Here is a 25,217-nt window from a genome sequence, read left to right on the forward strand (position 1 = left end):
TCTGAACAGCGTGGATATCGCGGTAGAACAACCGGGTACCCGAGTGCGGGACGGTGATCAAAGGAGATGACAGACTTTGTGGCGCGTAGCGCCTCAGATCACCCGGAGTAGAGAGAGGCTGAGCGGATTCGGTCCTGGCGAATGTTTTCTCGGCGCCACTGTCCAGGCGTCACGAGCGATTCACCGGGGCAGGAATCAGCTCACTGGCCTCGTACACAGCGCGCTGGCTTGCCGCCGGAGATCCACGTGGATCCGGTAGGCGGCGAATAGCTTCCAACTGAGCACGTCGAAATACTTGCATTACGACATCCGGGTGGTCAAACCCCACCCCCTCGGTCTGCCCCCTTGACGGCGCGGTCAAGAGCCGTCTCGCGGATCGATACGGCTTCTGAATCGATTCACAACGTGACTCGACCCACCTAAACTGAACCAAAACAGTGGATTTAAGGGCCCTCTGACCAGTTCCCGAGCCGAACTGAGAGCACCAGATCGTGTGATCAGCAGCGGTAACGCGCACGAACTGTGGCGAGCTTGCCGACCAGATCAACATGTCGTCACCCGTTCGAGGTTCAGCGCTTCCGACCTGGATCGAAACTGCCCCGGTCGACGACACTGCGCAACATCCGGCCATCCCACCCGCCACACCGACACCCAACTTTCCCGCGCTGAACGCAGAAACGGGGTGGCTCCCCGGTGCTCGTGACACCAGGAAGCCACCCCGAGGGTGGAACACGGCCCTAGGCGGGCTCGTAGGTCTCGTGCTCCGGGACCGCCCGGTACTCCAGCCGTGGGCCCTCGGTCGTGATCGAGCGCAGCGCCTCGACCAGCCGGTCCACGTCGTCGACCGAGCTGTGGCACGCCAGGCTGGCGCGCACGATGCCATAGCTGGCCAGCCGGTCGCCGGCCTCGATCTCCGCTTCGATCCGGGCCTGCTCGTCGTCGGGTACCGCGAGCCAGCGCCGCACCAGGCGGTGGTTGCAGATCGTGCCGGCGCGCACCTCGATGCCGTGCTCGTGCTCCAGCACCGCGGCGACCTTGGCGTGGTGCTGCCCAGGCACCAGGAACGGGAACGTGCCGATGCGGTCGTCGGTCAGGTAGCGCTCGGCCGGCACTGTCATCCGAATCCCGGACACCGTGGCCAGCTCGGCCGCCGCGTACCGGACCAGCGCGCGTTCGTGCCCTTCCACGACGTCCCAACCGGCGTCCAGGAGCTCGGCGCAGGACGCACCGAGCGCCACGATGCCGGTGGCGTTCCAGGTACCGGTCTGATGGCGTTCCGCCGAGGGCGACCAGAGCACCGACCCCGAATCGGTGATCATGTCGATGGAGCCGCCGCCAGGGTCGGCCGGCGCCCGGTCCAGTACGTGCCTCGGCACCGAGAGGACGCCGAGACCGAACGGCGCGTAGACCTTGTGCGCGGAGAAGGCCAGCGCGTCGACGCCGGACTCGGCCATGTCGATGCGCCGGTGCGGTGCCAGCTGGGCGGCGTCGACGAACAGGAGCGCACCGGCCGCGTGCACCCGGTCGGCCAACCCGCGAAGGTCCGGGCAGAACCCGGTCAGGTTGGAGGCCCCGGTGACCGCGAGGAGCCGCACCCGGCCCGCGTGTGCGGCCAGCAGCTCGTCCAGGTGCTCGAGGTCCAGCGCTCCACTGTCGTCGGCGCGCACGTCGACCACCCTGGCCTGGGTGTTGTAGCGCCACGGCAGGTTGTTCGAGGTGTGCTCGATCTCCGAGGTGAGCACCACGTCCTCGGTGCTGAGCGGCAGTAACCTGGCCAGCTGGTTGATCGCCGCGCTGGTGTTCGCGCAGAACAGCAGACCGTTGTCGGCGGGCTGCCCGATGAACCGCTGAATGCGCCCCAATGCCTGTTCGACGGCTTCGACGGTCGCCCTCGCCCGTGGACCGGCTCCTCGGTGCAATGCGCCATAAGCGCCGAGGAACTGCTCCGTCTCGCGCAGTGTGCGTTCGAACGGCGGTGTGGTGGCGGCATTGTTGAGTTGCACGACGCGAACGTCGCGGCCGTCGGCGAGAGTCGTGCGGGAATCGGTGCCGAACACCCGGGGAAGTGTTCGACTGTCCCCGCCGGGCGGGGACAGTGAGTCGTTCAACAGATCGGTCATCCGGCCATCCTGTCTGAATTGACCGATTTAGTAGTAATAAGCCGACCCATCTGTGTGCTAGTCGACATGACAGGCTGTCCGGTGATGAGCGGACCGAAGCGTGACCACCCATCCGGGCGACACGCTCGCGTGTCTGTGCGGCACAGACCCGAAGAAAAGCTACGTTCCGTAATCATGCGCCGATGGGAGAAGTGGTTACCTCAGGCCGCGGCCGCGATCCTGACCGCGTCCGGCATGACCGCGACGCTGACGGCCACCGAACCAGCGGCCCTTCCCAGCGTCACGGTGCCGGCCAGCCACTACGTGGTGCCCTCCGGGGGCAACGACGCCGCGGACGCCCAGGGCTACCGATCCGGCTGCACCGACGGCCGGGCGGGTGTGCCCGGCCTGCGCGTCCTGTTCTTCGGCACCCAGGAGAAGGACGGGCGCATCCGCCCTCCCGGCACCTCGGTGAGCACCCCCGCCGTCCGGGTCGACGACGACTGGGTAGTCAGTGCGGCCGCCGGCTGGATCCGGGGGTTCACCCAGTGCGGCCAGACCAACGCCGTCCTCGCGTTGGGTGTGAACAACAAGTCCGACGGCGGAGCCGACCCGGCGAAGGCGGGCGCCGCCTGGGCGACACTGGTCAACAAGGTCGCCTCCGCCGCGCCGGTCACCCGGGTCACCGTGACCGGGGCCCTCGACGGTGAGCCGTCCTGGTCGAAGTCGAACTGGGCTCGCGGTTGGGTCGACGCCTACGTCGGTGGCACCCGCAAGCTGCTCTACGCAGCCAACTCCGCCGACGGCTGCCCCCAGAGCGGCCCCGGCGAGGCCTGCTCCAACGGCTGGACGCTCGCCGACGTCCACCACGTCTCGACCGGCGCGGCCAGCACGGTCGTCGCGCTGCCCCAGATCTATCGGACCGACGGCGTCCAGGCCAAACAGTGGGCCAACATCAGCAGCTGGGGCGCACGCACCGGCGCGGGCCCGCTGCGGGTGGTCGGCGCGATGAGCCAGCAGGCCGCGTGCCGTCAGCAGGCCGGTTGCTCCCGTACCGACAACTCCCCCGCGCAGGCCCGCGACCAGCTCGCCCAGGCGCTCGCCGCGGTGGGCACGTCCCGGCCCCGCCTGGTGGTCACCGACATGGACTGGCTCCGCGACTCAGACCCCCGGTAAACGACCGTGAGTGGCGCGGCCGCCTATAGGCGGCCGCGCCACTCACGGGTCAGTTGAGGAGGGTGAGGGCGCAGATTATCGCTGCTCCCACACCGACCAGGGCCGCCACCAGGAGGGACCAGTCCGAGGGGATCGCCGCCGCCACCACCGCGGCAGGGGTCGTGACCGCGGCACCGACGAGCATCGGGCGTTGCGCGGTGAACCATTCGCCCAGATCGACCGGACCGGCCAGGGACTGCCGGTGCAGCCGGACGGCGAGCAGGAACGCCAGGCAGGCGAAGCCGCACACACCGTCACCGATGGCCTCGGGCGGCACCAGGAACAGCGCGAGCGCGGTACACAGCACGGCCAGCGCGGGCATCGCCCCGGCCCTCGGCCGCACGGTGGTGAGCACCACGGCGAGCGCCCCGACACCCAGCACGATCGTCACCGCGAGACCGAGATCGGACTCCTCCGCCGACCGGGGCGGCCCGGCGATCAGCGCGAGCACGGTCGGGACCGCGAGCATCACGGCCCCGGCGAGCAGGCACGGCCCCGGGCGCCCCAGGCGCCGGTCCTCGACGGTGTCCGTCATCGCCTGACCCCGCTGCCGATCAGCGGACGCAGCGACATCGGCCGCAGCACCTCGTCCAGCTCGATGTCCTCGGCCCACACACTCACCGGGATTCCCATGTCCGCCAGCCGGTGCCGGACACCCTCGCGGCCCAGCCGCCACATCCGGATGGCGATCGGGTCGTAGTCGGAGTTGTCCCTCGGTTTCGGCTCGGCGCGCAGCACGTCCACCACGACCAGGCCGAACCCTCGCCTGCGCAGGTCCATCAGCGCACTGATCACCCGTTCGTCCAGCAGCGGCGAGAACACCACGATCGCGGCGCCGTAGGGCAGCACGGTACGCGGGAACCCGCCGGCGTTGGCCGGGGCCGAGCCACCGCCGGGCTGCACGTCCAGCAGCGCCTCGATGATCCGGTAGAAATGCCGTCGTCCCAGGTCAGGAGCCATCCAGCGCAGCACACCGCCGAGCGCGACCACTCCGGCCCTGTCCCCTCGGCGCAACGCTGCCTGCACCACGGCCAGCGCGCCGTGCACCGACAGCTCCAGCGTCGAGGGCCCGTGCTGATGGATGTCACCGGCCGCGTCGATCAATGTGACGACCTTGGCGGACTGCTCCGCCAGCCGCTCGGTCACGTGCAGCCGGCCCCGACGCCCGCTGACCTGCCAGTTGACCGACCGCAGCGGGTCCCCCGGCTGGTACTCGCGCAGACCGGCGAACTCGACACCCTCCCCCTTGCGCCTGCCCAGGTGCACCCCCAGGAGGTCGGGCAGGTCCATCGGGCGGGGCACCGCGCTGATCCGGTCGGCGTTCGGGAAGACCGCGACCTGCGCGAGGTCCGCGCGCGACACACCGAGCAGCAGCCCGCTCGCGGCGCGTGTCGTGACCTGGACCCTGATGTCTGCACGGCCCCACCGGGCGGCACTCAGCTCCCACTCGGCACGCACCACGTTGTTGGTGGGCCGGCGCATCCGGATCAGCTGCGCGTCCAGCTGGTAGCCGTACTCCAGCTCGACGTCCATCAGCTCGATGCCCGACGGGGCGTCCAGCTCGACGGTGAGCGTCACGGTCTCGCCCTCGAACACCCGCCCCGCCGACGTCGTGGCCTCGACCCGCAGGGACTGCTGCGGCCTGGTCGTCCACCAGCCGCCGGCCAACGCCCCGACCAAGGGCGCCGCGAACACCAGGATCTCGGTGCGGCCGAGCGCGACGACGCACAGCACGACGATCACGGCGAGCGTCACCACGGTGAACAGCCAGCCGGCCGGCTGCCATTCGATCCGGCGCTGGGTCACCAGCCCGGCTCCGCCCGACGCTGCTTCGGGCTCGAGTCGGCGAGCAGCTCGGAGGACAGCGCGGACGCGGGCCTGTCGGAGGAGGTCGACACGGTACGCGGCGCCGCCACCTTGCTCAGGATGCGGGTCAGCACGTCCTCGGCCTGGACCCTGCGCACCCACATCTCCGGACGCAGGCTCAGCCGGTGCGCCAGCGTCGGCACGGCCAGCGTCTTGACGTCGTCCGGCGTGACGAAGTCCCGACCGTCCAGCACGGCACGCGCCCTGGCCAGCTGCAACAGCGCGAGCGACGCTCTCGGGCTGGCCCCGACGAGCACGTCCTTGTCCTCGCGGGTCGCCGCGACGATCCGGACGACGTAGTCCAGCACGTCCTTCTCGACCGTGACCGCCTCAACCGCCTCGCGCATCGAGATGAGCGTCTCAGCGTCGAGGATCTGGCCGGTCTCCTGCTGCGCCGAGCCCCGGCTGAGACGCCTGCTGAGCATCTCGACCTCGTCGACCTTGGGCAGGTAGCCGATCCGGACCCGCAGGCCGAACCGGTCCAGCTGCGCCTCGGGCAGCGGGTAGGTGCCCTCGTACTCGATGGGGTTGTCGGTCGCCAGCACCACGAACGGCTGGGGCAACGGGTGCGAGTACCCGTCGACGCTCACCTGCTCCTCGGCCATCGCCTCCAGCAGCGCGGCCTGGGTCTTCGGCGGTGTCCGGTTGATCTCGTCGGCGAGCAGCAGGTTGGTGAACACCGGGCCCTGCCGGAACTTGAACTCGCCGGACGACTGCTCGAGCACGGTCGTGCCGGTGAGGTCGGCGGGCAGCAGGTCGGGAGTGAACTGGACCCGGCGGAAGCCGAGGCCCAGCGCCGACGCGAAGGACCGCGCGATGAGCGTCTTACCCAGCCCGGGAAGGTCTTCGATCAACACGTGCGCTCTGGCCAGGACGGCACACAGGATCAACTCCAGTGCTGGTCGCTTACCGACCACCACCTTCTCGATCTCATCCAGCACCGCTTCGGCGCGGCGCTTCACATCGGTCACGGCTTCTCCAGCCTGTCGAGAATCTGCAGCAGGGCCTCACGGCCCGCGCCGGGGGTGGACAGATCATGGGATCGGGGCGAGTCACGGTCCACCAGCGGCCACAGCTCACCGAGCCGCTCGCGGGCCGCGGCTCTCGGGTCCTCGCTACCCACCACCCGCTGTGCCATCGCGAGCTCCACCAGCTCGGAGAGCACCGGACGGACGCTGTGGTCCCAGTTGCGCATCGAGCCGCCCGCCCAGGCGGCGGCCACGAGGTAGCGCCGGTAGAACGTCGACGACTCGACCGTGTGCGGTTCGATCTTCTGCGGCCGGCTGCGGATTCGTTGCCACTTCAGCCAGATGTTGGCGCCCGCGACGACGAGCGCGACGAACACCGCGCCGAGACCCATGACGACCAGTCCGGTGACGGAACCGACCACCGAGCCCTGCGCCAGCACCGACGCGGTCACCGGGTACTCCCCGCGCCGAGCGAGTCGAGGATCGAGGTCAACGCCCGGTCGGCGGCGTCCCGGTCGCTCTCCCCCATCGGGTGGGTGCTGAACCTGGCCTCCTGGAACAGGTCGAGCAGGCGTCCGGCCGGTTCCTCGGGCAGCCGGCTGCCGTCGATACCGCGCCGCAGCACCTCCTGCGGGGTGTCGGCGGCCCTGGGGGCGGCCTCCCCGCCGACCCTGGCCAACGCCCGCTCCATCGCCGCGAAGCACGCCACGATGGCCTCACGCGGATCGGTGATCGCCCGGTCCTGCACCGCGGCCTGCCCGGCGACGACCGCGCGCGCAACGGTCTCGTCCTCGTCCTCTTCTTCCTCGTCGTCGTCCACGTACTCGACCAGCTGGCTACGGCGGAACAGCACGATGGCCAGCGCGATCACCGCGACGACCGCGACCAGCCCGGTGATGTAGGTGCCGATGCCCGCCTCGCCGGGCATGTGCCCCTGGGTCTGGTCGATCCAGCCGTTGCCGTTGGGCTGGCCGGGCTGATCAGGAGGTGGAGCGGTCTGCTGCCGCTTCGGCGGGCCGATCAGCTGCAGGATGATCTGGTAGATCACCGCGACACCGAACCCGACGATGACCGCCAGGATCAGCCGCTTGCGCTGCGCCTTGTTCAGCTGCGGTTTGCGACCGGCGGCGGCAGCGGCGATCTTCAGCCGCTGAATCTTCCTGCCCCAGACCAGCAGGACGAGCCCCGCGCCGAGCACGCCGACACCGATCGTGCGGATCGTGCCGATCACCAGCCCGCTGGATGGACCGGCCACGTGCGGCAGGTCACCGCCCGCTCTGGCCCTGGCGGCGATCTCGGCGAGCACGAGGAGCACCGCGATGCCGCCGATCCGGACCGGCGTCGAGCCGAACCAGTTCTGCGCACCCCCCTTGCCCTGTTGCTCGGTCATGCGCCTCGTTCCGTCGTACATCGCTGTCTCAGGTGCCACATTGTGGCTGTTCGGCGCCCGATCGGCACACCCAGGCGAGTTCCGGGACCCCCACACGAGTGAGGTTCAGCCCGCACCCGGCACCGGCCGCACCATGACGAGCCTCGGCCAGGTGTCCAGGCCCGCCTCGCGTTCCATGCGCCGGATCGCGCGCAGACCCTCGCCCCACTCGGCCTCGGGCAGCTCCGCGAAGCCGAGCGTCCGGTAGTAGGGGCCGTTCCAGGGCACGTCGAGGTAAGTGGTCAGGGACAGCTCGTCGACTCCCGCCTCGGCGGCCCTCCTGTCCAGGTAGTCGATCAACGCACTCCCCAGCCGTTGCCCCGCCGCGTCCGGGTGGACCGAGATCTGCGCGATGTGCAGGTGGCCGTCCACCGGCTCCGCCAGCAGGAATCCCACCGGGACGTCGTCGTCGAAGGTCACCACCCAGGCCCTGCCCGCACTCCAGTAGTGCGTCAGGTCGGCGAGGCTCATCGGCTCCTCGTCGGCGATCTGCGCCATCCCGACATCCCGGAACGGCGCACCCGACGCCCGCTCGATCTCCCTGATCAGTGGCAGTTCGTCCTCGCGCGCTGTGCGAATCCGGGGCATACCCCAGATCTTGCCTGCTCTCTGCTCGGACTCTGCACACCGTCGTGCTGCGTCGCACAAGTCCGGACGTGTGCGACGCAGCACGTGAGTGTGCAGAGTCGCCGGGGAGGTGGTGGCTAGTGGCCGAAGGCCTCTGCCAGCCACCAGGCGGGGCCTGTGTCGGCGATCTTGGCGTCGATCAGGAGCGGGGTGTCCCTCGGGCCGTCCAGCCAGGTGGTCACCTGGGCCAGGTCGTCGGCGGTCCTGACCGTGATCGCGGTGCAGCCGAAGCCCCGGCCCACCGCTGCCAGGTCCGTGTCGGGGAACCGGACGATGTCCTGATCCTCGCCGGTGAAGTGGTGGACCTCGGCTCCGTAGGCCGCGTCGTTGTAGATGACCAGGACCATCGGCAGCTTCAGCCGCACGATCGTGTCCAGGTCGGCGATGCTCATCTGGAAGCCACCGTCGCCCAGCGCGGCGACCGGCAGCCTGTCGGGCTGCGCAAGTGCCGCACCCAGTGCGGTGGCCAGGCCGAGTCCGATCGACTGGAACGCCTGGGTGAAACAGAAACCCTGCTCGTCGGGCACCGACAGGTAGGCGCTCGGGTAGCCCATGAAGTTGCCGGAGTCCACCGCCACGACACGTTCGGCCGGGAGCAGGTCGTCGAGCATGCGGCTCAGCGTGCGGGCGTCGATGCCGTCAGCGGTCGACTCGTCGGGCGTCTGCTCGTCGGACCAGCGGCCCCTCGTGGCGATCCTCTCCCGCACGTCCGGGTGCCGGTAGCCGGTGGCGGTGAGGCCGCGGGTGGTGAGCTCGGCCAGGACGTCCTCGGCGACCAGACCGACGTCGCCCAGCACGCCCAGGTCGATCGGACGGTGCGCGCCCAGTGCGCTCTGGTCGACGTCGACCTGGGCGACGGTCGCCTCCGGGCCGATGAGCTTGCCGTGGCGCATCGTCCACATGTTCAGCGCGCAGCCCCAGCCGACGATCAGGTCGGCCTCGGTGATCAGCTCGGCGGCCAGCGGTGTGGCGAACCCACCCGAGATGCCCAGTGACCACGGATCGTCGTGGAACAGGCCGTTCGCCACGGCGGACGTGGCGAGCAGCGCACCGCTCGTCTCGGCGAGGGCACGCAGGCGGTCGCCGCTGGCCCGGGCACCTCGGCCGGCCACGAACACCGGCCGGCTCGCGCCCGCGATGAGGTCGGCCAGTGCGACCGCGGCGCCGTGGTCCGGACGCACCCGGGCCGGTACCGCGACCTCGGGCACCTCCGATGCGGCCGAGGGCATCTCCTGCACGTCGAGCGGAAGGTTCAGCACCACGGTGCGCCGCTGCTGTACCGCGGTCCGGTAGGCACGGACCGTGTCGGCCAGCGCGCTCTCCGGCGAGTGCACCCGCTCCGCCACGGCGCCGACCGCTCTGGCCAGTGCGTCCTGGTCGACGTTGAAGTTGGACAGCACCGCGGCGCCCGCCGTGTCGCCGGTCAGCACGATCAGCGGGGTGCGGCTCTTGGCGGCCTCGGCGATGCCGGTGAGCGCGTTGGTGAAGCCGCAGCCCTGGTGTGTGGTGACCACGGCCACCCGGCCGGTGAGCCTGCAGTAGGCGTCGGCGGCCGTGGCGGCACCAGCCTCGTGCCGGGTCGCGACGAACGGCACCCCGGAGGCGCGCAGCGCGTTCGTGACGTGGAAGTTGCCGCTGCCCACGACCCCGAAGACCTGTGCCACCCCGAGCCGCGCCAGTGTCGTGCCGACGAGCTCAGCTACGTCCACCGCTCAGCCGGACCTCTCCACGAGCGCGAGCACCCTTGCGGGGCTTCCTGAACCGCCGACGATCGGCAGCGGCGACACCACGAGGACCGCGCCGGTCGCCGGGAGGCGATCGACGTTCCTCAGCTGCGTGAGACCGAACTTACCGGCGCCCAGGATGCGCTCGTGACACGGAAACGGCGGGTCGAGCTCCGGCGCCTTGCCCGCGTCGGTACCCACCGTCTCCACACCGAACCCGATGATCGGTGTCTCCTCGGCCAGCCACCGCGCGCATTCCGGCGAAACGCCGGGCGTGTGGGATCCGGTGTTGTCGACGTTCAGGAATTCGGATTGGTCAGCGGCCCGGGTGTCCCATCCGGTGCGAAAGATCAACCAACCGCCGTCGGGTAACGGTCCGTGCTCGGATTCCCACGCACGGACATCATCGATCTGCAAAAGGAAATCCGGATCGTCGACCACTCGGTCCGACGCGTCGAGAACGGCGACCGGTCCGATCAGGTTGCGCAGTGGCACCTGGGAGACGTCGAAGCCGTCCTTGCCGCTGAGCCAGTGGTTCGGCGCGTCGAGGTGGGTACCGGTGTGCTCACCTGTGTGGATGTTGTTCCAGTACCAGCGCGGGCCGCGTTCGTCGTAGCGGCTGATCTCCTCGAGCTGGAAGTTGATCGTGTTGGCGAACGGCTCCGGCAGCCGCAGCACCGGGGTCGTACTCTCCAGTGGCGCGGTGAGGTCAATGATTTCCACGTGATTATTGTGAATAGCAGAGAGCACGTCCGTCAGTACTGACAAAATTACCTCCGTGTAGCCATTTCATCTATCACGTGGGCTGCTTATTGCGACCTACCGCAAAGTAACCAGCGACGATGGGGCCCGTCAAGATAATCGAATATCGCCGATAGCCGCGGTCACAATCATGATCCACCCACCGCCGCCCCGTTCGCCCCGTCGTCCGGCCGTGGCCCGCGCTGCCGGGCAGTACCGACCACTCGATGATTTCATCATCATCGACAGCATCTCGCCCGGCGAGCAGGCCACTCATCTCCCGAACGAGGCAGCCATCTCTCAGACGAGCACGAGGAGGATCCATGTCGGAGGTTCAGCGCCGGGTCGAGGCGTTCTGCGACCGGTTCGGGCTGCGGATCCCCATCCTGGAGGCACCGATGTCCGGCGCGTGCCCGCCGGAGCTGGCCGCGGCCGTGGCTCGCGCCGGTGGCATGGGCGCCAGTGGCGTACTCCTGGACGGCCCGGAGAAGATCGCCGAGTGGGTCGAGCGGTTCCGCGCCGACCACCCGGGAGCGCTGCAGCTGAACACCTGGATTCCGGACCCGGCTGATGACGTCCAGGAGCGGATCGACGCCGCGTCGGGTTTCCTCTCCCGCTACGGCACACCCGGCGAGCAGCCGACACCGCTTCCGGACTTCGCGCTGCAGTGCGACGCGATGCTCGCCGCCGGGCCGACGGTCGTCTCGTCGATCATGGGACTGTTCGACGCGGACTACGTGCGGCGGCTGCACGACCACGACGTCGCGTGGTTCGCCTGCGCCACCACCCTGGACGACGCGCTGGCCGCGCAGGAGGCGGGCGCGGACGCGATCGTGGCGCAGGGCATGGAGGCAGGCGGCCATCGGGGCAGCTTCGATCCGGACGACGCAGAGCGAACCGTGGTGGGCCTGTTCGCGCTGCTCCCCCGGTTCGCCGACCATCTGAGGGTGCCGATCGTCGCGGCCGGTGGCATCGCCGACGGCCGGAGCGTCGCGGCGGCGCTGGCCCTGGGCGCCAGTGCGGTCCAGGTGGGCACCGCACTGCTGCGCACCCCCGAGGCCGGGATCGACAAGAGCTGGTCATCCGCACTCGACGGACTCGCGCCCGAGGCGACCGTTCCCACCCGCGCCTACTCGGGCCGGTTGGGCCGCGCGGCACCGACCACCTACGTCACGGCGTGGACCGACCCGGACGCCCCGCTGCCCGCGCCCTACCCCTATCAGCGCCAGCTGGTCACCCGGTGGCGCCGGGGCGAGACGCAGGGCATCGACAAGGTCAACAACTGGGCGGGGCAGAGCGCCGCGCTGGCGACCGAGGAGCCGGCAGGCGCGATCGTCGAGCGCATGTGGCGCGAGGCGCGGGAACTGCTCGCCTGAGCTGGGCGACACATTTACCTCGTAATAAGAGGTAACCTTGTGGCGTGACCGTCACCGAACCGACGTCGACCTCGACCACCACCGCCCAGCAGGTCATGGCCGTCGCGGCCGGCCTGCGCAGGGTGACCCGGCGCAGGCTGCGCCTGGTCGTGGGCAACCCGCGGCTGCGTGGGGCCCAGCTGGAGCTGCTGCAGCTCGTCGAGGCCGAACCGGGTATCGGCGTCGCGGCCGCCGCCCGCGCGCTGCACCTGGCAGGGAACTCGGTGAGCACCCTGGTCAACCAGCTGAGCGAGGCCGGGCTGCTGCACCGCGCGGTCGACCCGGCGGACCGCAGAGCCGCGCGGCTCGCGCTGACCGAGAAGGCACAGTCGCGCCTCGACAGCTGGCGCCGCGAGCGCGGCCGGCTGGTCGGCTCGGCGCTGGACCGGTTGAGCGCCGCCGATCGGGACGCGATCGACGCGGCGCTGCCCGCGCTGCACCGGTTGATGACCGAGCTGGAGGACACAGCATCGTGACCGACATCCCCGCCGTGCGCTGCACCGGCCTGAACCAGCGGTTCGGTTCCACCCTCGCCGTCGACGACCTCGACCTGGAGGTCTCGCCCGGCGAGACGTTCGGGCTGCTCGGACCCAACGGCGCGGGCAAGACCACGACGATCCGCATGATCACCACCCTGCTGCCGCCCTCGGAGGGATCGATCGAGGTGTTCGGCGTGGACGTGGCGCGCCGCCGCACCGCGGTCCGCAGGCTGATCGGCTACGTCCCGCAGCAGCTCTCCGCCGACGCCACCCTCACCGGCAGGGAGAACGTGGCCCTGTTCGCCAGGCTCTACGACGTCCCCAGGCGTGGACGCCGCGCCCGGGTGGACGAGGTGCTCGAGGCCGTCGCCCTCGCCGACGTCGCCGACCGGTCGGCCAAGACCTACTCGGGCGGCATGGTGCGCCGCCTCGAACTGGCGCAAGCCCTGGTCAGCGCGCCGAAGCTGCTGATTCTCGACGAGCCGACGGTCGGCCTCGACCCGGTGGCGCGCGACGGCGTGTGGTCACGGATCGAAGAGATCCAACGGGACACCGGAATGACCGTCCTGGTCACCACTCACCTGATGCAGGAGGCCGACCAGCGCTGCGACCGGGTCGCGCTGATGCACCGAGGCCGGGTGGAGGTGCTGGGCAGCCCGTCGCAGCTGCGCGGCACCCTCGGTGAGGACGCCACGCTGGACGACGTGTTCCGCGCCTACACCGGCGACCGGCTCGACGACGCGAGCGGCAGCATGCGCGACGTACGCGCCGCCCGCCGTACCGCTCGGAGGGTGTCCTGACCATGATCGAGATTCCGGCCGACCCCGGCGCGCTCACCCAGGTGCGCACCGGGCTGTCCCGCATCGGCGCGATGTGCCTGGTCGAGCTGCAGAAGCTGCGCCACGACCGCACCGAGCTGATCACTCGCGCGGTGCAGCCGACCCTGTGGCTGCTGGTGTTCGGCCAGGTGTTCACCCGCATCCACGCCATCCCCACCGGGAACACCCCCTACCTGGACTTCCTCGCGCCCGGCATCCTCGCCCAGTCCGCGTTGTTCATCGCGATCTTCTACGGCATCCAGATCATCTGGGAACGCGACGCCGGCGTGCTGTCCAAGCTGATGGTGACGCCGACGCCGCGCGTCGCACTCGTCGCGGCGAAGGCGTTCGCCTCCGGGATCCGAGCCGTCGTCCAGGCACTGGCCGTGATGGTCATCGCGGCGCTGCTCGGTGTACACCTGAGCCTGGCTCCGCTCAACCTGCTCGGCATGGTCGCGGCGCTGGTGCTCGGCTCGGCGTTCTTCTGCTGCCTGTCGATCACGATCGCCGGGCTCGTGCTGTCCCGGGACCGGCTGATGGGCATCGGGCAGGCGATCACCATGCCGTTGTTCTTCGCCTCCAACGCGCTGTACCCGGTGCAGCTGATGCCCGGCTGGCTGCAGGTGATCAACCACATCAACCCGCTCAGCTACGAGGTCGAGGCACTGCGCGGCCTGCTGATCGGTACGCCCGCGCGCCTCGGGCTGGACTTCCTGGTGCTCGTCGTCTCGGCGGCGTTGATGATCAGTATCGCGGCGGCGCTGCTGCCCCGACTGGCTCGCGGCTGAGCCGGATCGCGGCGAGCGTGTCGAGCGTCCGGGCCCGCTCCTCCTCGGTGCCGTGCGCGCTGACCAGCAGTTCGGTCACACCAGCGCGGGCGAACCGGTCGACGGCGTCGGCGAGGGTGGACTCGTCACCCGCGACCATGGTCTCGTGCACACCGGTCATTCCCTGCTGAGCCAGCAGCAGCCGGTAGCTGGGTAGCTCGTTCGCCACGCCGAACCGCTGCGCCATCCGCTCGCGGGCACCGTCCGGATCGTGGGTGACCGAGGCCAGCACGGCGGCCACCACCCTCGGCGCGGGCCGGCCCACCGCCGCCTCGGTGAGCGCCGGAACGATGCGCTCGCCGATCGTCTCGGGCGTCGCCCACACTGTGACGGTTCCGTCCGCGAGCTCCCCCGCGAGCCGCAGCATCATCGGCCCGAGTGCGGAGATCAGCACCTCGGGGGCCTCGACACCGGTGATCGGAACCTGCCCCGCGACGCTGAGCGTGGCGCCCCGGTACTCGACGGTCTCGCCGCGCAACAGCGGACGCAGCGCGGTCAGGTACTCGCGCACGTGCCGGACCGGCCGTTCGAACGAATAGCCGAACACTCCCTCGATGATCGGCGCGTGGCTCGGCCCGATGCCCAGGGTGAGCCGGTTCCCGCTCGCGGCCTGGGCGGTCAGTGCCTGGCCCGCCAACGCCAGTGGGTGCCGGGGATAGGTCTGGACCACCGCCGTGCCCAGCTCGATATCCGGCACCGCCTGCCCCGCCAGCGCCGCGACGGTCAGGGCGTCCCAGGAGAAGATCTGGCTCAGGTACGCGCTGTGCAGGCCCGCGTCGGCCGCGTCGCGTATGCGGCCGATCAGCTCGTCGAGCCCGCCGTTCGCGGTGTCCAGGTAGATGCCGATCCGCATGACAACCTCCTAATAGGAACCGGAGATTCCGGTTCTGAGATCGAGGCTACCGTAGAATGTGAACGTCAGGTTCCGGTTATTCGACGAGGAGGTCGCCGATGAGGGCCGATGCGCGACGTAACCGCGACTGCATCGTGGCCGCGGCGCTGGAGCTGTTCCGCGCGCGTGGGACAGGCGTCTCGATGGACGAGATCGCCCGCGAGGCACGGGTCGGCGTCGGCACGCTCTACCGGCACTTCCCCGACCGTCAGGCCCTCGTCGACGAGATCGCCACCTCGGCGATGCGCGAGCTGCTCGACTTCAGCCGCGACGCGGCGGCGACTGATCTGAGCCGCTGGCAGGTGTTCCTGGAGATCGTCCGCAAATGCACCGAGCTTCCGCTGGCCATGCTCAAGTCGCTGCGCGAGGAGAACCCGGACAGCGTCGACCTGAGCGAGCTGAAGCAGGCGCAGGAGGCGGTGTTCCTCCGGCTCTTCGCGGAAGCCCAGCGGGAGGGCAGCATGCGTCCGGACGTGCCCGCCGACGAGGTCCTCAGCGTGCTCAACGTGATGGTGTGCCGGCCGGGCGCACGCGCGGGCGACCATCTGGTCACGGTCATGCTGGACGGTCTACGGGCGGGTCCGGTCGTGGATGGCGACGCCGGTGTCGAGCAGCCTGCTCGGCGTCAGCCCGAACACCGTGTGGAACGTGCTGCTCAGGTGTGACGGAGTGGCGAACCCTGCCTCGGCGGCGGCCAGGGTGAGGTTGCCGCCGCCCGCCAGTACCTGACAGGCGCGCAGCATTCGGGCCCACAGCCGGTAGCGGCGGAAGCTGGTGCCGGTCTCGGCGCGGAAGCCCCGCAGGAACGCCGAGGTCGACCAGCCGGCTAGCGCGGCCAGCTCGCCGGCCCGCCAGTTGCGGGCCGGGTCGTTCATGACCGCCTCCGCCGCGCCCCGGATCCCGGGGTGACCGACGACGGACGCCGGGCGGGGCGCCGCGAGGTCTAGCCATCGGTCGGCCAGGTCGGCATCCGGGGTTGCGCTGAGCCGACGTCCCAGAGCGATCAGCTCGTCCTCGTCCCGATGCCGGGTCGCGGGCTCGGTGTCCTGGCTCATCGCCGCGCGGCACGCACGCTCTGATGGCGAGCCGGGGTCCAGATAGCAGAACATCATCCGCCCACCCGGTGAGCGCAGCCGATGCCGCACCCGGGCCGGGATCAGTGCGCTGCGCGCGGTCACCGTGCCGGTCACCTCGACGGTGAACGGCTCGTCCAGCCCGACCGCGACACAGCTGACCGCGCCGGAATGCCGGTCGAGGTCGAGCGACGGACCGAGGTACAGGACACGACCCGCCCACAGCCACAGCGTGGGCGAGCACGTTTCTGACAGCGTCGGTGGCATCAGCCGCGCGATCCTTCCTCCCATGGCTACCGTACTGATCGCGCTGGTCGCGGTCTTCTTCCTGGGCATGGGGCTGCTCGGTCTCGTCGCGCCCGCTGTGTTGATCAAACCGTTCGGCATCGCGCTGACCGTCCCCGACGCCCGCAACGAGGTGCGCGCGGTCTACGGCGGCTTCGGCGTCGCGGTCGCCGCGCTGCTCGGCTGCGCCGCCGCCGACGTGGCGGGCCTGCGCCCCGGCGCGGTGCTGGCGATCGCGGTCGCGCTGGCCGGCATGGCACTGGGCAGGCTGATCTCCCGAGCGTTCGACCGCCCGAGCGCCTTCTACCCCACCTGGTTCTACTTCTGGGTCGAACTCCTGGCCGCCACCCTCCTGCTCTACGCAACCCTCTGACCCCCCTCGCAGCTCGCACAGAGGTTCTCTACGCCGCACAGAAGCTGGGGCCTCTGTGCGGCGTGCGCTCGGTCTGTGCGAGCTGGCTTTCTTGCGGGCGTGAGGTGGGACGCGGGGCGTTGCCTGGGCGAGGGTGCGGCCATAGGCTGCGGTCGTCCGACTACGGACGAGGGAATCCGGTGGAAGTCCGGAGCGGTCGCGCCTCTGTGACCGGGCCGAAAGGCCCGGGAGCCAGTCCTCTCGCCGTCGTGCCACCACCGATGGGCCGCGCCTGCCCGAGGAGGTCCCGCCATGATGTGCCAGCACCCGACGCCTTTCCCTACGGCGCGCTGACCCGGTGCGGCGCTCCGCGCGCACCTCGGTGGTCCTACTCGTTCTGATCGCGGCACTCGCGGCGAGCGTGGTGCTGTCCACCGGTTTCGGCGCCGAACAGCTCGCGCCGTCGATCGTGTGGGACGTGCTGCGGGCCAGGCTGCTGGGCGGCCCGACCGACGCGGTGTACGACACGATCGTCTGGGACCTCCGACTCCCCCGCACGCTGCTGGCGATCGTCGTCGGCGCCGGCCTCGCCGTCGCGGGCGCCGGAATCCAGACCCTGGTGCGCAACCCACTCGCCGACCCCTACCTGCTCGGGGTGTCCTCCGGCGCGAGCGTCGGCGCGGTCGCGGTGATCACCTCGGGCCTGTTCGCCGGCGCCGGGCTCTGGGCGCTGACCGGTGGCGCGCTGCTCGGCGCACTCGTCGCCGCGCTACTGGTGTTCGCGGTGGCGATCAGCCAGGGCGGCCTTACCCCGCTGCGCCTGGTGCTGACCGGCACGGTCCTCGGCGCGGCGTTCTCCGCGATCGCCAGCTACCTGGTGTTCCGCAGCGTCAACAACCAGGCGGCGGAGTCGGTGCTGTTCTGGCTGCTCGGCAGCCTGTCCGGCGCCGAGTGGAGCCGACTGCCGCTGCCCGCGATCACCGTGGGGGTGCTCGGTCTGCTGCTGCTCGCGGGCAGCGGCTGGCTGGATGCGCTGGCGGCGGGCCCGGACACCGCCGCGTCGCTCGGCATCCCGGTCACCGCGCTGCGCAACTCGCTGTTCGTGGTGTTCGCGGCGCTCGTCGGGGTCGTCGTCGCGGTCGCGGGCAGCGTCGGGTTCGTCGGGCTGATCCTGCCGCACATGGCACGTCTGCTGGTCGGCGCCCGCCACCGCAGGGTGCTGCCGATCGCCGCCGTGTGCGGTGGGCTGTTCATGATCTGGGTGGATGTCGCGGCTCGCGTCGCGGTGCGACCGTTGGAGATTCCGTTGAGCGTCGTCACCGGCCTGATCGGGGCACCGGTGTTCCTGTTGCTGATGGGCCGTCGCCGGTACCGCTACAGCGGTGGCGCATGAGCCCGCGGCTGAGCGCCGAGGGCGTGACGGCCACGATCGGGCGCCGCACCGTGCTGGAAGGTGTGCACCTGGAGGTCGAGACGGGTGAGACGGTCGGGATCATCGGGCCGAACGGGTCCGGCAAGTCGACGTTGCTGCGGGTGCTGGCCGGTATCCGGACGCCCGCCGAGGGCCGGGTGCTGCTGGACGGCACCCCACTGGACCAGCTGCCGGCGCGGCAGCGGGCGCGACGGATCGCGCTGGTCGGCCAGGAGCAGGAGCTGCCCGCCGAGCTGAGGGTCGGTGAGCTGGTCGCGCTGGGCAGGGTCCCGCACCAGGCGCCGTGGGCCGGCCCGGAGGCCGGTGAGCTGCACGCGGTGCGCCGGGCGTTGCTCCAGGTCGACCTGCTCGACGCGATCGACCGGCCGGTGGACCAGCTCTCCGGCGGCGAGCGTCGCCGGGTACTGATCGCTCGTGGTCTCGCGCAGGAGGCCCCGGTGCTGATGCTGGACGAACCCACCAACCATCTCGACGTGCGGCACCAGCTCGCGCTGCTGGAGCTGATCCGAGGACTCGGCCGCACCGTCATCGTCGCGATGCACGACCTGAACCTCGCGGCCAGCGCGTGCGACCGGCTGATGGTGCTGCACGACGGCAAGGCCCGGCCCGCCGCGCCACCGGCGGAGGCCCTGTGCCCGGACGCGGTCCTCGAGGTGTTCGGCGTCGAGGCGGTACCCGTGGTGCATCCGTTCACCGGCGAGACCCACCTGTTGTTCAGCACCCGTCCCCAGGAGTACACGTGAGACGTCGGGCCCTCGCTCTGACCGCCCTGACCTGCACTGCGGCCACGGTCGCCGGTTGCGCGACACCGCAACCGGCGGCACCGGCGGCCGACGGGCACACCGTCACGATCACCAACTGCGGCGTGCCGTCGAAGTTCCCGTCACCGGCGAAACGGCTGTTCGTCAACGACGGCAACATGATCTCCACGGTGCTCGCGCTCGGCGCGGCCGACCAGGTCGCCGCGATCTCCAGCCTGGAGGCCGACGCCCCGATGCTGCGCCGCCACTACGGCCCGGCCCTGGACCAGCTGAAGATCGCCGCGCCCCGCAGGCCCGCCCGCGAGACGGTGCTGGCCAACCGGCCGGACGTGATGGTCGCCGGCTGGCACTACGGCTACGACGAGACCACCGGCCTGACCCCGGACTCGCTGCGCGCGGCCGGCATCGCGCCGTACATCCTCACCGAGAGCTGCCGGCAACGCCCCGGCGAAGGTGCGCGCGGCATCGTCGAGCCGTGGACCGCGGTGCGCGAGGACCTGACGAACCTCGGTGAGATCACCGGCCGCCAGCAGCGCGCCGCCGAGCTGAACGCCGACATCGACCGCCGCCGCCAGGCCTTGCACGACGCGCCGGCACCGCCGAAACCGATCACCGTGTTCCTGTTCGACAGCGGTACCGACAGCCTGCTGACCAGCGGACGCTTCGGCGGCCCCGAGGCGATCATCACCGCGGCGGGCGCCCGGAACGCGGCGACCGACGTGGCGGACACCTGGGCGAAGGTGTCCTGGGAGAGAGTCGTGGCGAGCAAGCCGGACGCGTTCGCGTTCGTCGACTACCCGCCGCAGACCTTCGCCGAGAAGGTGGCGATCCTGCGTTCCCGGGACGGCATCAAGGACCTGCCGGCCGTCACGGAGGGCCGGTTCCTGAACCTGTCGTACTCGATGTGGACGTCCGGTCCTCTCAACATCGACGCCGCCGAGCAGCTGCGGGTGGCGCTGGAGGGCTGGGGGCTCGCCCCGCCGTCCGGTATCCGGCCCCGGTTCGCCGACCGGCTGGACCAGTGATCCGTTCGGCGCTCGTACTGCTGTGTGTCCTGCTCACCGGGTGTGCGCAGGCTCCCGCTCCGCCGCGGGGCGAGTCCGTCACCGTCACGAACTGCGGCGCACCGGCCGCGTTCCCGGTGCGACCAAGACTGTTCGTCAACGACGGCAGCATGATCGCCACGGTCCTCGCACTCGGCGCGGACGATCGGATCGTGGCGGTCAGCAGCCTGACCCCGGACCGGACCGAGCTGCGCCGACGGCTCGGCGAACGGGTCGACCGGCTGCGCGAGGTGGCGCCCACGTATCCGTCCTCGCTGGAGAACGTGCTGGCCAGCAGGCCGACGATGATGTTCGCCGGGTGGGGCGGCGGCTACAGCGAGTCGAAGGGCATCACGCCGGCGCGGCTGGCGCGCCACGGTGTCGCCGGTTATGTGCGGTCGGACAGCTGTCTGCGGTCCGAGGGCGGCAAACGCGGCACGATGGACCCGTGGGTCGCGGTCCGCACGGACGTTCAGAATCTGGGCGCCGTACTGGAACGACGCGAGCAGGCCACCCAGGTCGTCGGCGATCTGGACCGCAGGCTCGACGCGCTCCGGGCGGATCGGCTGCCCGGCCCGGCGCCGAGCATCTTCGTCTACAACCTCGGCACCGATGCCCCGGTCACCGGCGGTCACTTCGGCTCGGTACAGGGGATCATCGACGCGGCCGGCGGGCAGAACATCTTCGCCGACGCGGACACCTCCTGGCTGACCGGCAGCTGGGAGCGGGTCATCGGCCGCGACCCCGATGTCATCGTGCTGCTGGACCGGCCCGACCGGCCGGTCGCGGCGAAGGAGCAGTACCTGCGGGCGGACCCGAGGCTGCGCACGTTGCGCGCGGTGCGGGAGAACCGCCTGGTCACGATGCCGTACGTGCTGTGGACCAGCGGTGTGCTCAACATCGACGCGGCCGAGGAGCTGCACGCGGTGCTACCGCGGTGAGCGGGCCGGGTGATGCTCGGGTGAGGATGACAGCGTGACCGTGCACTTCATCGGCGCCGGCCCCGGCGCAGCCGACCTGATCACCGTCCGTGGCCGCGACCTGCTGGCCTCGGCACCGGTATGCCTGTACGCGGGCAGCCTCGTGCCTGCCGAGCTGCTGGCGGTGTGCCCGCCGCACGCGCGGCTGGTCGACACCCGGGACCTCACGCTCGACCAGATCGTCGACGAACTGGTCGGCGCACACCACGACGGACACGACGTGGCGAGGTTGTGCTCCGGCGATCCGTCGGTGTTCAGCGCGGTCGCCGAACAGACCCGCCGGCTCGACGCGGCGGGCGTGCCCTACGACATCACCCCGGGCGTGCCGGCGTTCGCGGCGGCGGCGGCGAGCCTGCGCCAGGAGCTGACCGTTCCCGGAGTCGGCCAGAGCATCGTCCTCACCCGCACGTCGGCGCGCGCGACGCCGATGCCGCCCGGCGAGGACCTGGCGACACTCGGTGCGTCCGGCGCGACGATGGTGCTGCACCTGGCCGTCCAGCGGATCGACGCCGTGGTCGCCGAGCTGGTGGACAACTACGGAACGGACTGCCCGGTCGCGGTCGTCGCGCACGCGAGCCGGGACAACGAGCTGGTCCTGCGCGGAACCCTCGCCGACATCGCCGACCAGGTGCGTGCGGCGGACGTCCGCCGCACCGCGGTGATCATCGTGGGGCGGGTGCTCGCGGTAGCCGGCTGCGACAGCCACCTGTACTCGGCGGCCCGCGACCGCACAGCCTGACCGCTTCCCTGAGAGCTTTGCACGTGTTCGTGCTGCGTCGCACATGTCCGGACATGTGCGACGCAGCACGTAGGTGTGCACAGTCGCCGCGAGGGGACTGGCGCGCGGGCTACAGGGTCTTCTCCAGGCGGGTTGCCAGGAGCGTGTTGAAGCGGGCCGGGTCCGTCAGCTCGCCACCCTCGGCCAGCAGTGCCATGCCGTAGAGCAGTTCCACCGACTCGGCCAGGTCCGCATCGTCCTTGCGCTCGGACTGGGCGGTGCGCAGGCCGGTGACCAGCGGGTGCGTCGGGTTCAGCTCCAGGATGCGCTTGATCGGCGGCAGCTCCTGACCCATCGCGCGGTACATCTTCTCCAGCGTGGGTGTCAGGTCGTGTTCGTCGCCGACGATGCACGCGGGTGAGGTGGTCAGCCGCGAGGACAGCCGCACCTCCTTGACGCTCTCGCTGAGCGTGCCGGTCATCCAGGTCAGCAGGTCGGCGAAGCCCTCGCGCTGTTCCTCGGCGGTCTTGCGCTCCTCCTCGGTCTCCAGGTCGACCTGGCCCTTGGCGATCGACTGGAACTGCTTCCCGTCGAACCCGTTGACCGAGTCGACCCACATCTCGTCGATCGGGTCGGTCAGCACCAGGACCTCGTAGCCCTTGGCCTGGAACGCCTCCAGGTGCGGCGACCGTTCGATACTCTGCCGCGACTCCCCGGTCAGGTAGTAGATGTGCTCCTGCCCGTCCTTCATCCGCTCCACGTACTGCCGCAGCGTGGTCGGCTTCTCGGGCTCGTGGGTCGAGTCGAACGAACAGATCTCCAGGATCGCCTCGCGGTTGTCGAAGTCGTCGAGCAGGCCTTCCTTGACCGCACGCCCGAACTCCTTCCAGAACGTCGCGTAGCGCTCCTCGTTGTCGGTCATCATCGTCTTGACGGTCGACAACACTCGCTTGACGAGGCGTTTGCGGATCAGCTGAATCTGCCGGTCCTGCTGCAGGATCTCCCGGGACATGTTGAGCGACAGGTCCTGCGCGTCGACGACACCCTTGACGAAACGCAGGTACTCCGGCATCAGCGCGTCGCAGTCGTCCATGATGAACACCCGCCGCACGTAGAGCTGTACACCGCGCTTGCGCTCACGCATGAACAGGTCGAGCGGCGCCTGCGAGGGCAGGAACAGCAGCGCCTGGTACTCGAACGTGCCCTCGGCCTGCACCCGGATCGTCTCGGCCGGGTTGTTCCAGTCGTGGCTGATGTGCTTGTAGAACTCGTGGTACTCGTCGTCGGTGACCTCGTCCTTGGCGCGTGCCCACAGCGCCTTCATCGAGTTGACCGTCTCGAACGCCGGAGCCTCGTCGCCGCTCGCCTCGCCGAGCATGCGGACCGGCCAGGTGATGAAGTCGGAGTAGCGCTTGACGATCTCCCGGATCTTCGACGGCGCCGCGTAGTCGAACAGGTGGTCCTCGGCGTCGGCCGGCTTGAGGTACAGGATCACCGAGGTGCCGTCAGCGACGTCGGTGGCGGGCTCGATCGTGTAGGTGCCCTCGCCGGTGGACTCCCAGCGCACGCCCTCGTCAGTGCCGGCCCTGCGGGTCAGCACGGTGACCTTGTCGGCGACCATGAAGCTGGAGTAGAAGCCGACGCCGAACTGCCCGATGAGGTCGCGGGACGCCGCCGAGTCCTGCGACTCCTTGAGCTTGCGCAGAAACTCGGCGGTGCCGGACTTGGCGATCGTGCCGAGCAGGTTCACCACGTCGTCGCGGCTCATGCCGATGCCGTTGTCACGCACGGTGAGCGTGCGGGCCTCGGAGTCGATCAGGATCTCGATGTGCAGATCGCTCGTGTCCGCCTGGAGCTCTTTGTCCCGATATGTTTCCAGCCGCAACTTGTCCAATGCGTCGGACGCATTGGAGACGAGCTCGCGCAGAAAGATGTCCTTGTTCGAGTAGATCGAGTGAATCATCAGCTGCAACAGCTGACGTGCCTCGGACTGGAACTCGTGCGTTTCGACCGACGCGGTCACGGTTGTCCTTTCGAACGGGCCCTACGGGAACTGCCCACATCGTACCGACCGGGACCGACGGATCAGGCCGGCTCCAGCTCGCTGTCCCGCACGCGCTGCATGGTCATGGCCAACCGGCGCTTCAACGGTGGCACCCGGTCGGTGATGCGCAGCGCGGTGCGCATGCCGAACCGCGACAGCGGCCCGATGATCGGCCGGCGAGCGCGGCCGTCGTCGTCCATGAACTCCAGCGACTCCCGGACCGCGACCGCACTGTAGGTCCGCATGCGCTGCTCGTAGTCGCCGATCGCGGCGAGCAGGTCCGCCCCGGCATCGCGGACCTCGACGAGCTTGTCGCGGATCAGCGCCGCGTCGCGCAGCGCGGTGTTCGCGCCCGCACCCCGGCCCGGCGTCATCGTGTGGATCGCGTCACCGAGCAGCGTGACCCGGCTGGGGCGCCACGGGTCGAGCGGATCGGACGTGCGGATGCCGAGCGCGAACGTGGTGGTCGGGTCGGAGCCCTCGGCCAGCTTCAGCAGGGTCGGGTGCCAGCCCGCCATCACGTCGCGCACGACCACCTCCTGCAGCTGTGAGCCGTCCATCGACAGCACCCCGGCAGGGGCGAGGTCGCGCGGAACCACCACACCCCAGGAGACGTAGTCGACGGTGTTGTCGAACAGCAGCCCCGGCCACTGCCGGATCAGCTCGGCGTCGGTGTCGCCGATGCCGTCCTTGAGCTGCCGGTCCGCCCGCCACGGGAACTCCATCGGATGCAGGATGCCCAGCTGGCCGCGGGTGTCGAAGAACATCGACATCGCGTTGCGGGCGCCCGGTGGCAGCATGTCGCGCACCTCGTCGGTCAACGCCTGTTTGCCGCCGATCGCGATCATCCCGGTCTCGGTCTGGGTGGCATGCGGCAGGTACTGCTTGCGGATGCGCGAGTTGGCGCCGTCCGCGCCGACCAGCAGCGCGCCGGTCACGCTGGAGCCGTCCTCGAAGAACGCGGTGACGCGGTCGCCGTGGTCGTCGTAGCGGACGAACCGCTTGTCGAAAGCCACGACGTCGTCCAGGCCGGACAACAGCACCTGGCGCAGGGTCATCCGGCTGACCGAGTAGTCCTTGATCACGTCGTCGGTCGGCATGAGGTGCTCGCTGCTGAATGTGATCAGCGGGGCGAACCGCTCGGTGCACATGGTGAAGGCCCGGTAGTCGCGCGCGGTCGTGGCGACGAACGTGTCGAAGAGCGTCGCCGGCAGGCAGGCGCGCAACGAACGGACCCCGTTCGGCGAGATGCCCACCCGGTAACCCTGCAGGCCGCCGGTCCGGTGCCGGTCGCGTTCGAAGACCTGTACCGGGATCCCGGCGCCGCGCAGCCCGTGCGCCAGAGCGAGTCCACCGGTGCCGGCGCCGATGATCAGCACCGGGCGTTCAGCTGAAAAAGGCATGGGTGTCCCCTGTCCCGAATTCATCC

At 70.2% G+C, this 25,217-nt stretch carries 26 protein-coding genes and 1 riboswitch; of the genes, 12 read left to right on the plus strand and 14 right to left on the minus strand.

What is annotated here, in order from left to right; all coding sequences use genetic code 11:
- Positions 1–195: 195 nt before the first annotated feature.
- Both G406_RS59640 and G406_RS44405 read right to left on the minus strand, forming a co-directional pair.
- A complete protein-coding gene (locus tag G406_RS59640) occupies positions 196–285 on the minus strand; it encodes a putative leader peptide (protein WP_425414559.1) in 90 nt (29 codons plus the stop codon).
- 452 nt (positions 286–737) lie between these two features.
- Positions 738–2,120, minus strand: coding sequence for an aminotransferase class V-fold PLP-dependent enzyme (locus tag G406_RS44405; protein ID WP_051341422.1), 1,383 nt, complete (start codon positions 2,118–2,120; stop codon positions 738–740).
- Positions 2,121–2,294: 174 nt separating this feature from the next.
- Between G406_RS44405 and G406_RS44410 the strand changes: the two genes are divergently transcribed.
- Entirely contained in the window at positions 2,295–3,275 is a 981-nt protein-coding gene (locus G406_RS44410; RefSeq protein ID WP_037074734.1) for a hypothetical protein, read from the plus strand.
- Between the two features lie 49 nt (positions 3,276–3,324).
- Here G406_RS44410 and G406_RS0103475 read toward each other — a convergent pair whose 3' ends face one another.
- The 8 genes from G406_RS0103475 to G406_RS0103510 all read right to left on the minus strand — a co-directional run bounded on the left by G406_RS0103475 (position 3,325) and on the right by G406_RS0103510 (position 10,696).
- Positions 3,325–3,849 (minus strand): hypothetical protein, encoded by a 525-nt coding sequence (locus G406_RS0103475; RefSeq protein WP_028932723.1) that lies wholly within the window; start codon positions 3,847–3,849, stop codon positions 3,325–3,327.
- Positions 3,846–5,120, minus strand: coding sequence for a DUF58 domain-containing protein (locus G406_RS44415; RefSeq protein WP_051341424.1), 1,275 nt, complete (start codon positions 5,118–5,120; stop codon positions 3,846–3,848). Before G406_RS44415 ends, G406_RS0103475 begins: the two co-directional genes overlap by 4 nt.
- Positions 5,117–6,151, minus strand: a complete 1,035-nt coding sequence (locus tag G406_RS44420) for an AAA family ATPase (RefSeq protein ID WP_084215723.1) — start codon at positions 6,149–6,151, stop codon at positions 5,117–5,119. Before G406_RS44420 ends, G406_RS44415 begins: the two co-directional genes overlap by 4 nt.
- A complete protein-coding gene (locus tag G406_RS53605; RefSeq protein ID WP_051341426.1) occupies positions 6,148–6,600 on the minus strand; it encodes a hypothetical protein in 453 nt (150 codons plus the stop codon). The genes G406_RS44420 and G406_RS53605 overlap by 4 nt, the downstream gene beginning before the upstream one ends.
- A complete protein-coding gene (locus tag G406_RS53610) occupies positions 6,597–7,538 on the minus strand; it encodes a DUF4129 domain-containing protein (protein ID WP_169736583.1) in 942 nt (313 codons plus the stop codon). The genes G406_RS53605 and G406_RS53610 overlap by 4 nt, the downstream gene beginning before the upstream one ends.
- 105 nt (positions 7,539–7,643) lie before the next feature.
- On the minus strand, positions 7,644–8,165 hold the full coding sequence (locus G406_RS0103500) for a GNAT family N-acetyltransferase (protein WP_028932724.1): 522 nt from the start codon (positions 8,163–8,165) through the stop codon (positions 7,644–7,646).
- Between the two features lie 116 nt (positions 8,166–8,281).
- Positions 8,282–9,913, minus strand: a complete 1,632-nt coding sequence (locus tag G406_RS0103505) for a thiamine pyrophosphate-binding protein (RefSeq protein WP_028932725.1) — start codon at positions 9,911–9,913, stop codon at positions 8,282–8,284.
- 3 nt (positions 9,914–9,916) lie between these two features.
- Entirely contained in the window at positions 9,917–10,696 is a 780-nt protein-coding gene (locus G406_RS0103510; protein ID WP_028932726.1) for a cyclase family protein, read from the minus strand.
- A gap of 296 nt (positions 10,697–10,992) precedes the next feature.
- Between G406_RS0103510 and G406_RS0103515 the strand changes: the two genes are divergently transcribed.
- Genes G406_RS0103515 through G406_RS0103530 form a run of 4 tightly spaced genes read left to right on the plus strand, consistent with a single transcriptional unit; the run spans position 10,993 to position 14,169 of the window.
- Positions 10,993–12,045, plus strand: coding sequence for an NAD(P)H-dependent flavin oxidoreductase (locus G406_RS0103515; RefSeq protein ID WP_028932727.1), 1,053 nt, complete (start codon positions 10,993–10,995; stop codon positions 12,043–12,045).
- 44 nt (positions 12,046–12,089) lie between these two features.
- A complete protein-coding gene (locus G406_RS0103520) occupies positions 12,090–12,560 on the plus strand; it encodes a MarR family winged helix-turn-helix transcriptional regulator (RefSeq protein ID WP_342666183.1) in 471 nt (156 codons plus the stop codon).
- On the plus strand, positions 12,557–13,363 hold the full coding sequence (locus G406_RS0103525) for an ABC transporter ATP-binding protein (RefSeq protein WP_028932729.1): 807 nt from the start codon (positions 12,557–12,559) through the stop codon (positions 13,361–13,363). The genes G406_RS0103520 and G406_RS0103525 overlap by 4 nt, the downstream gene beginning before the upstream one ends.
- 2 nt (positions 13,364–13,365) lie before the next feature.
- Positions 13,366–14,169, plus strand: coding sequence for an ABC transporter permease (locus G406_RS0103530; RefSeq protein ID WP_037074741.1), 804 nt, complete (start codon positions 13,366–13,368; stop codon positions 14,167–14,169).
- On the opposite strand, the gene G406_RS44435 is transcribed toward G406_RS0103530, so the two are convergent.
- Entirely contained in the window at positions 14,126–15,061 is a 936-nt protein-coding gene (locus G406_RS44435; protein ID WP_051341430.1) for a TIGR03564 family F420-dependent LLM class oxidoreductase, read from the minus strand. The two genes, G406_RS0103530 and G406_RS44435, sit on opposite strands and share 44 nt — an antisense overlap.
- A gap of 98 nt (positions 15,062–15,159) precedes the next feature.
- Here G406_RS44435 and G406_RS44440 point away from each other — a divergent pair, with 98 nt between their 5' ends.
- Positions 15,160–15,765 carry a TetR/AcrR family transcriptional regulator gene (locus G406_RS44440; protein WP_064742824.1) on the plus strand — a complete coding sequence of 202 codons (606 nt, stop codon included), beginning with the start codon at positions 15,160–15,162 and terminating at the stop codon, positions 15,763–15,765.
- On the opposite strand, the gene G406_RS0103545 is transcribed toward G406_RS44440, so the two are convergent.
- The gene (locus tag G406_RS0103545; RefSeq protein WP_037075056.1) at positions 15,670–16,440 is read right to left on the minus strand and encodes an AraC family transcriptional regulator; all 771 of its coding nucleotides are present in this window, start codon (positions 16,438–16,440) and stop codon (positions 15,670–15,672) included. The genes G406_RS44440 and G406_RS0103545 overlap by 96 nt on opposite strands.
- A 22-nt stretch (positions 16,441–16,462) precedes the next feature.
- Here G406_RS0103545 and G406_RS0103550 point away from each other — a divergent pair, with 22 nt between their 5' ends.
- From G406_RS0103550 to cobM, 6 genes are all read left to right on the plus strand, one after another.
- Positions 16,463–16,831, plus strand: coding sequence for a DUF4345 family protein (locus G406_RS0103550; protein ID WP_028932732.1), 369 nt, complete (start codon positions 16,463–16,465; stop codon positions 16,829–16,831).
- Between the two features lie 132 nt (positions 16,832–16,963).
- A riboswitch (cobalamin riboswitch) is annotated at positions 16,964–17,093 on the plus strand.
- A 75-nt stretch (positions 17,094–17,168) separates the two neighbouring features.
- Positions 17,169–18,203, plus strand: a complete 1,035-nt coding sequence (locus tag G406_RS0103555) for a FecCD family ABC transporter permease (RefSeq protein ID WP_028932733.1) — start codon at positions 17,169–17,171, stop codon at positions 18,201–18,203.
- Complete coding sequence (locus G406_RS0103560) at positions 18,200–18,985, plus strand: ABC transporter ATP-binding protein (protein WP_028932734.1); 786 nt, start codon at positions 18,200–18,202, stop codon at positions 18,983–18,985. The genes G406_RS0103555 and G406_RS0103560 overlap by 4 nt, the downstream gene beginning before the upstream one ends.
- Entirely contained in the window at positions 18,982–20,028 is a 1,047-nt protein-coding gene (locus tag G406_RS0103565; protein ID WP_051341432.1) for an ABC transporter substrate-binding protein, read from the plus strand. The genes G406_RS0103560 and G406_RS0103565 overlap by 4 nt, the downstream gene beginning before the upstream one ends.
- Entirely contained in the window at positions 20,025–20,987 is a 963-nt protein-coding gene (locus G406_RS44445) for an ABC transporter substrate-binding protein (RefSeq protein WP_051341435.1), read from the plus strand. Before G406_RS0103565 ends, G406_RS44445 begins: the two co-directional genes overlap by 4 nt.
- A gap of 34 nt (positions 20,988–21,021) precedes the next feature.
- Complete coding sequence (gene cobM, locus G406_RS0103575; RefSeq protein WP_028932736.1) at positions 21,022–21,765, plus strand: precorrin-4 C(11)-methyltransferase; 744 nt, start codon at positions 21,022–21,024, stop codon at positions 21,763–21,765.
- Positions 21,766–21,874: 109 nt separating this feature from the next.
- Here cobM and htpG read toward each other — a convergent pair whose 3' ends face one another.
- Both htpG and G406_RS0103585 read right to left on the minus strand, forming a co-directional pair.
- Complete coding sequence (gene htpG / locus G406_RS0103580) at positions 21,875–23,767, minus strand: molecular chaperone HtpG (RefSeq protein WP_028932737.1); 1,893 nt, start codon at positions 23,765–23,767, stop codon at positions 21,875–21,877.
- A 62-nt stretch (positions 23,768–23,829) separates the two neighbouring features.
- On the minus strand, positions 23,830–25,191 hold the full coding sequence (locus tag G406_RS0103585; protein ID WP_028932738.1) for an FAD-dependent oxidoreductase: 1,362 nt from the start codon (positions 25,189–25,191) through the stop codon (positions 23,830–23,832).
- Positions 25,192–25,217 lie beyond the last annotated feature (26 nt).

Origin of the sequence: Actinospineispora spinosispora DSM 44797, assembly GCF_000429025.1 — a bacterium.
In the GTDB taxonomy this organism is placed as follows: Bacteria; Actinomycetota; Actinomycetes; order Mycobacteriales; family Pseudonocardiaceae; genus Pseudonocardia; species Pseudonocardia spinosispora.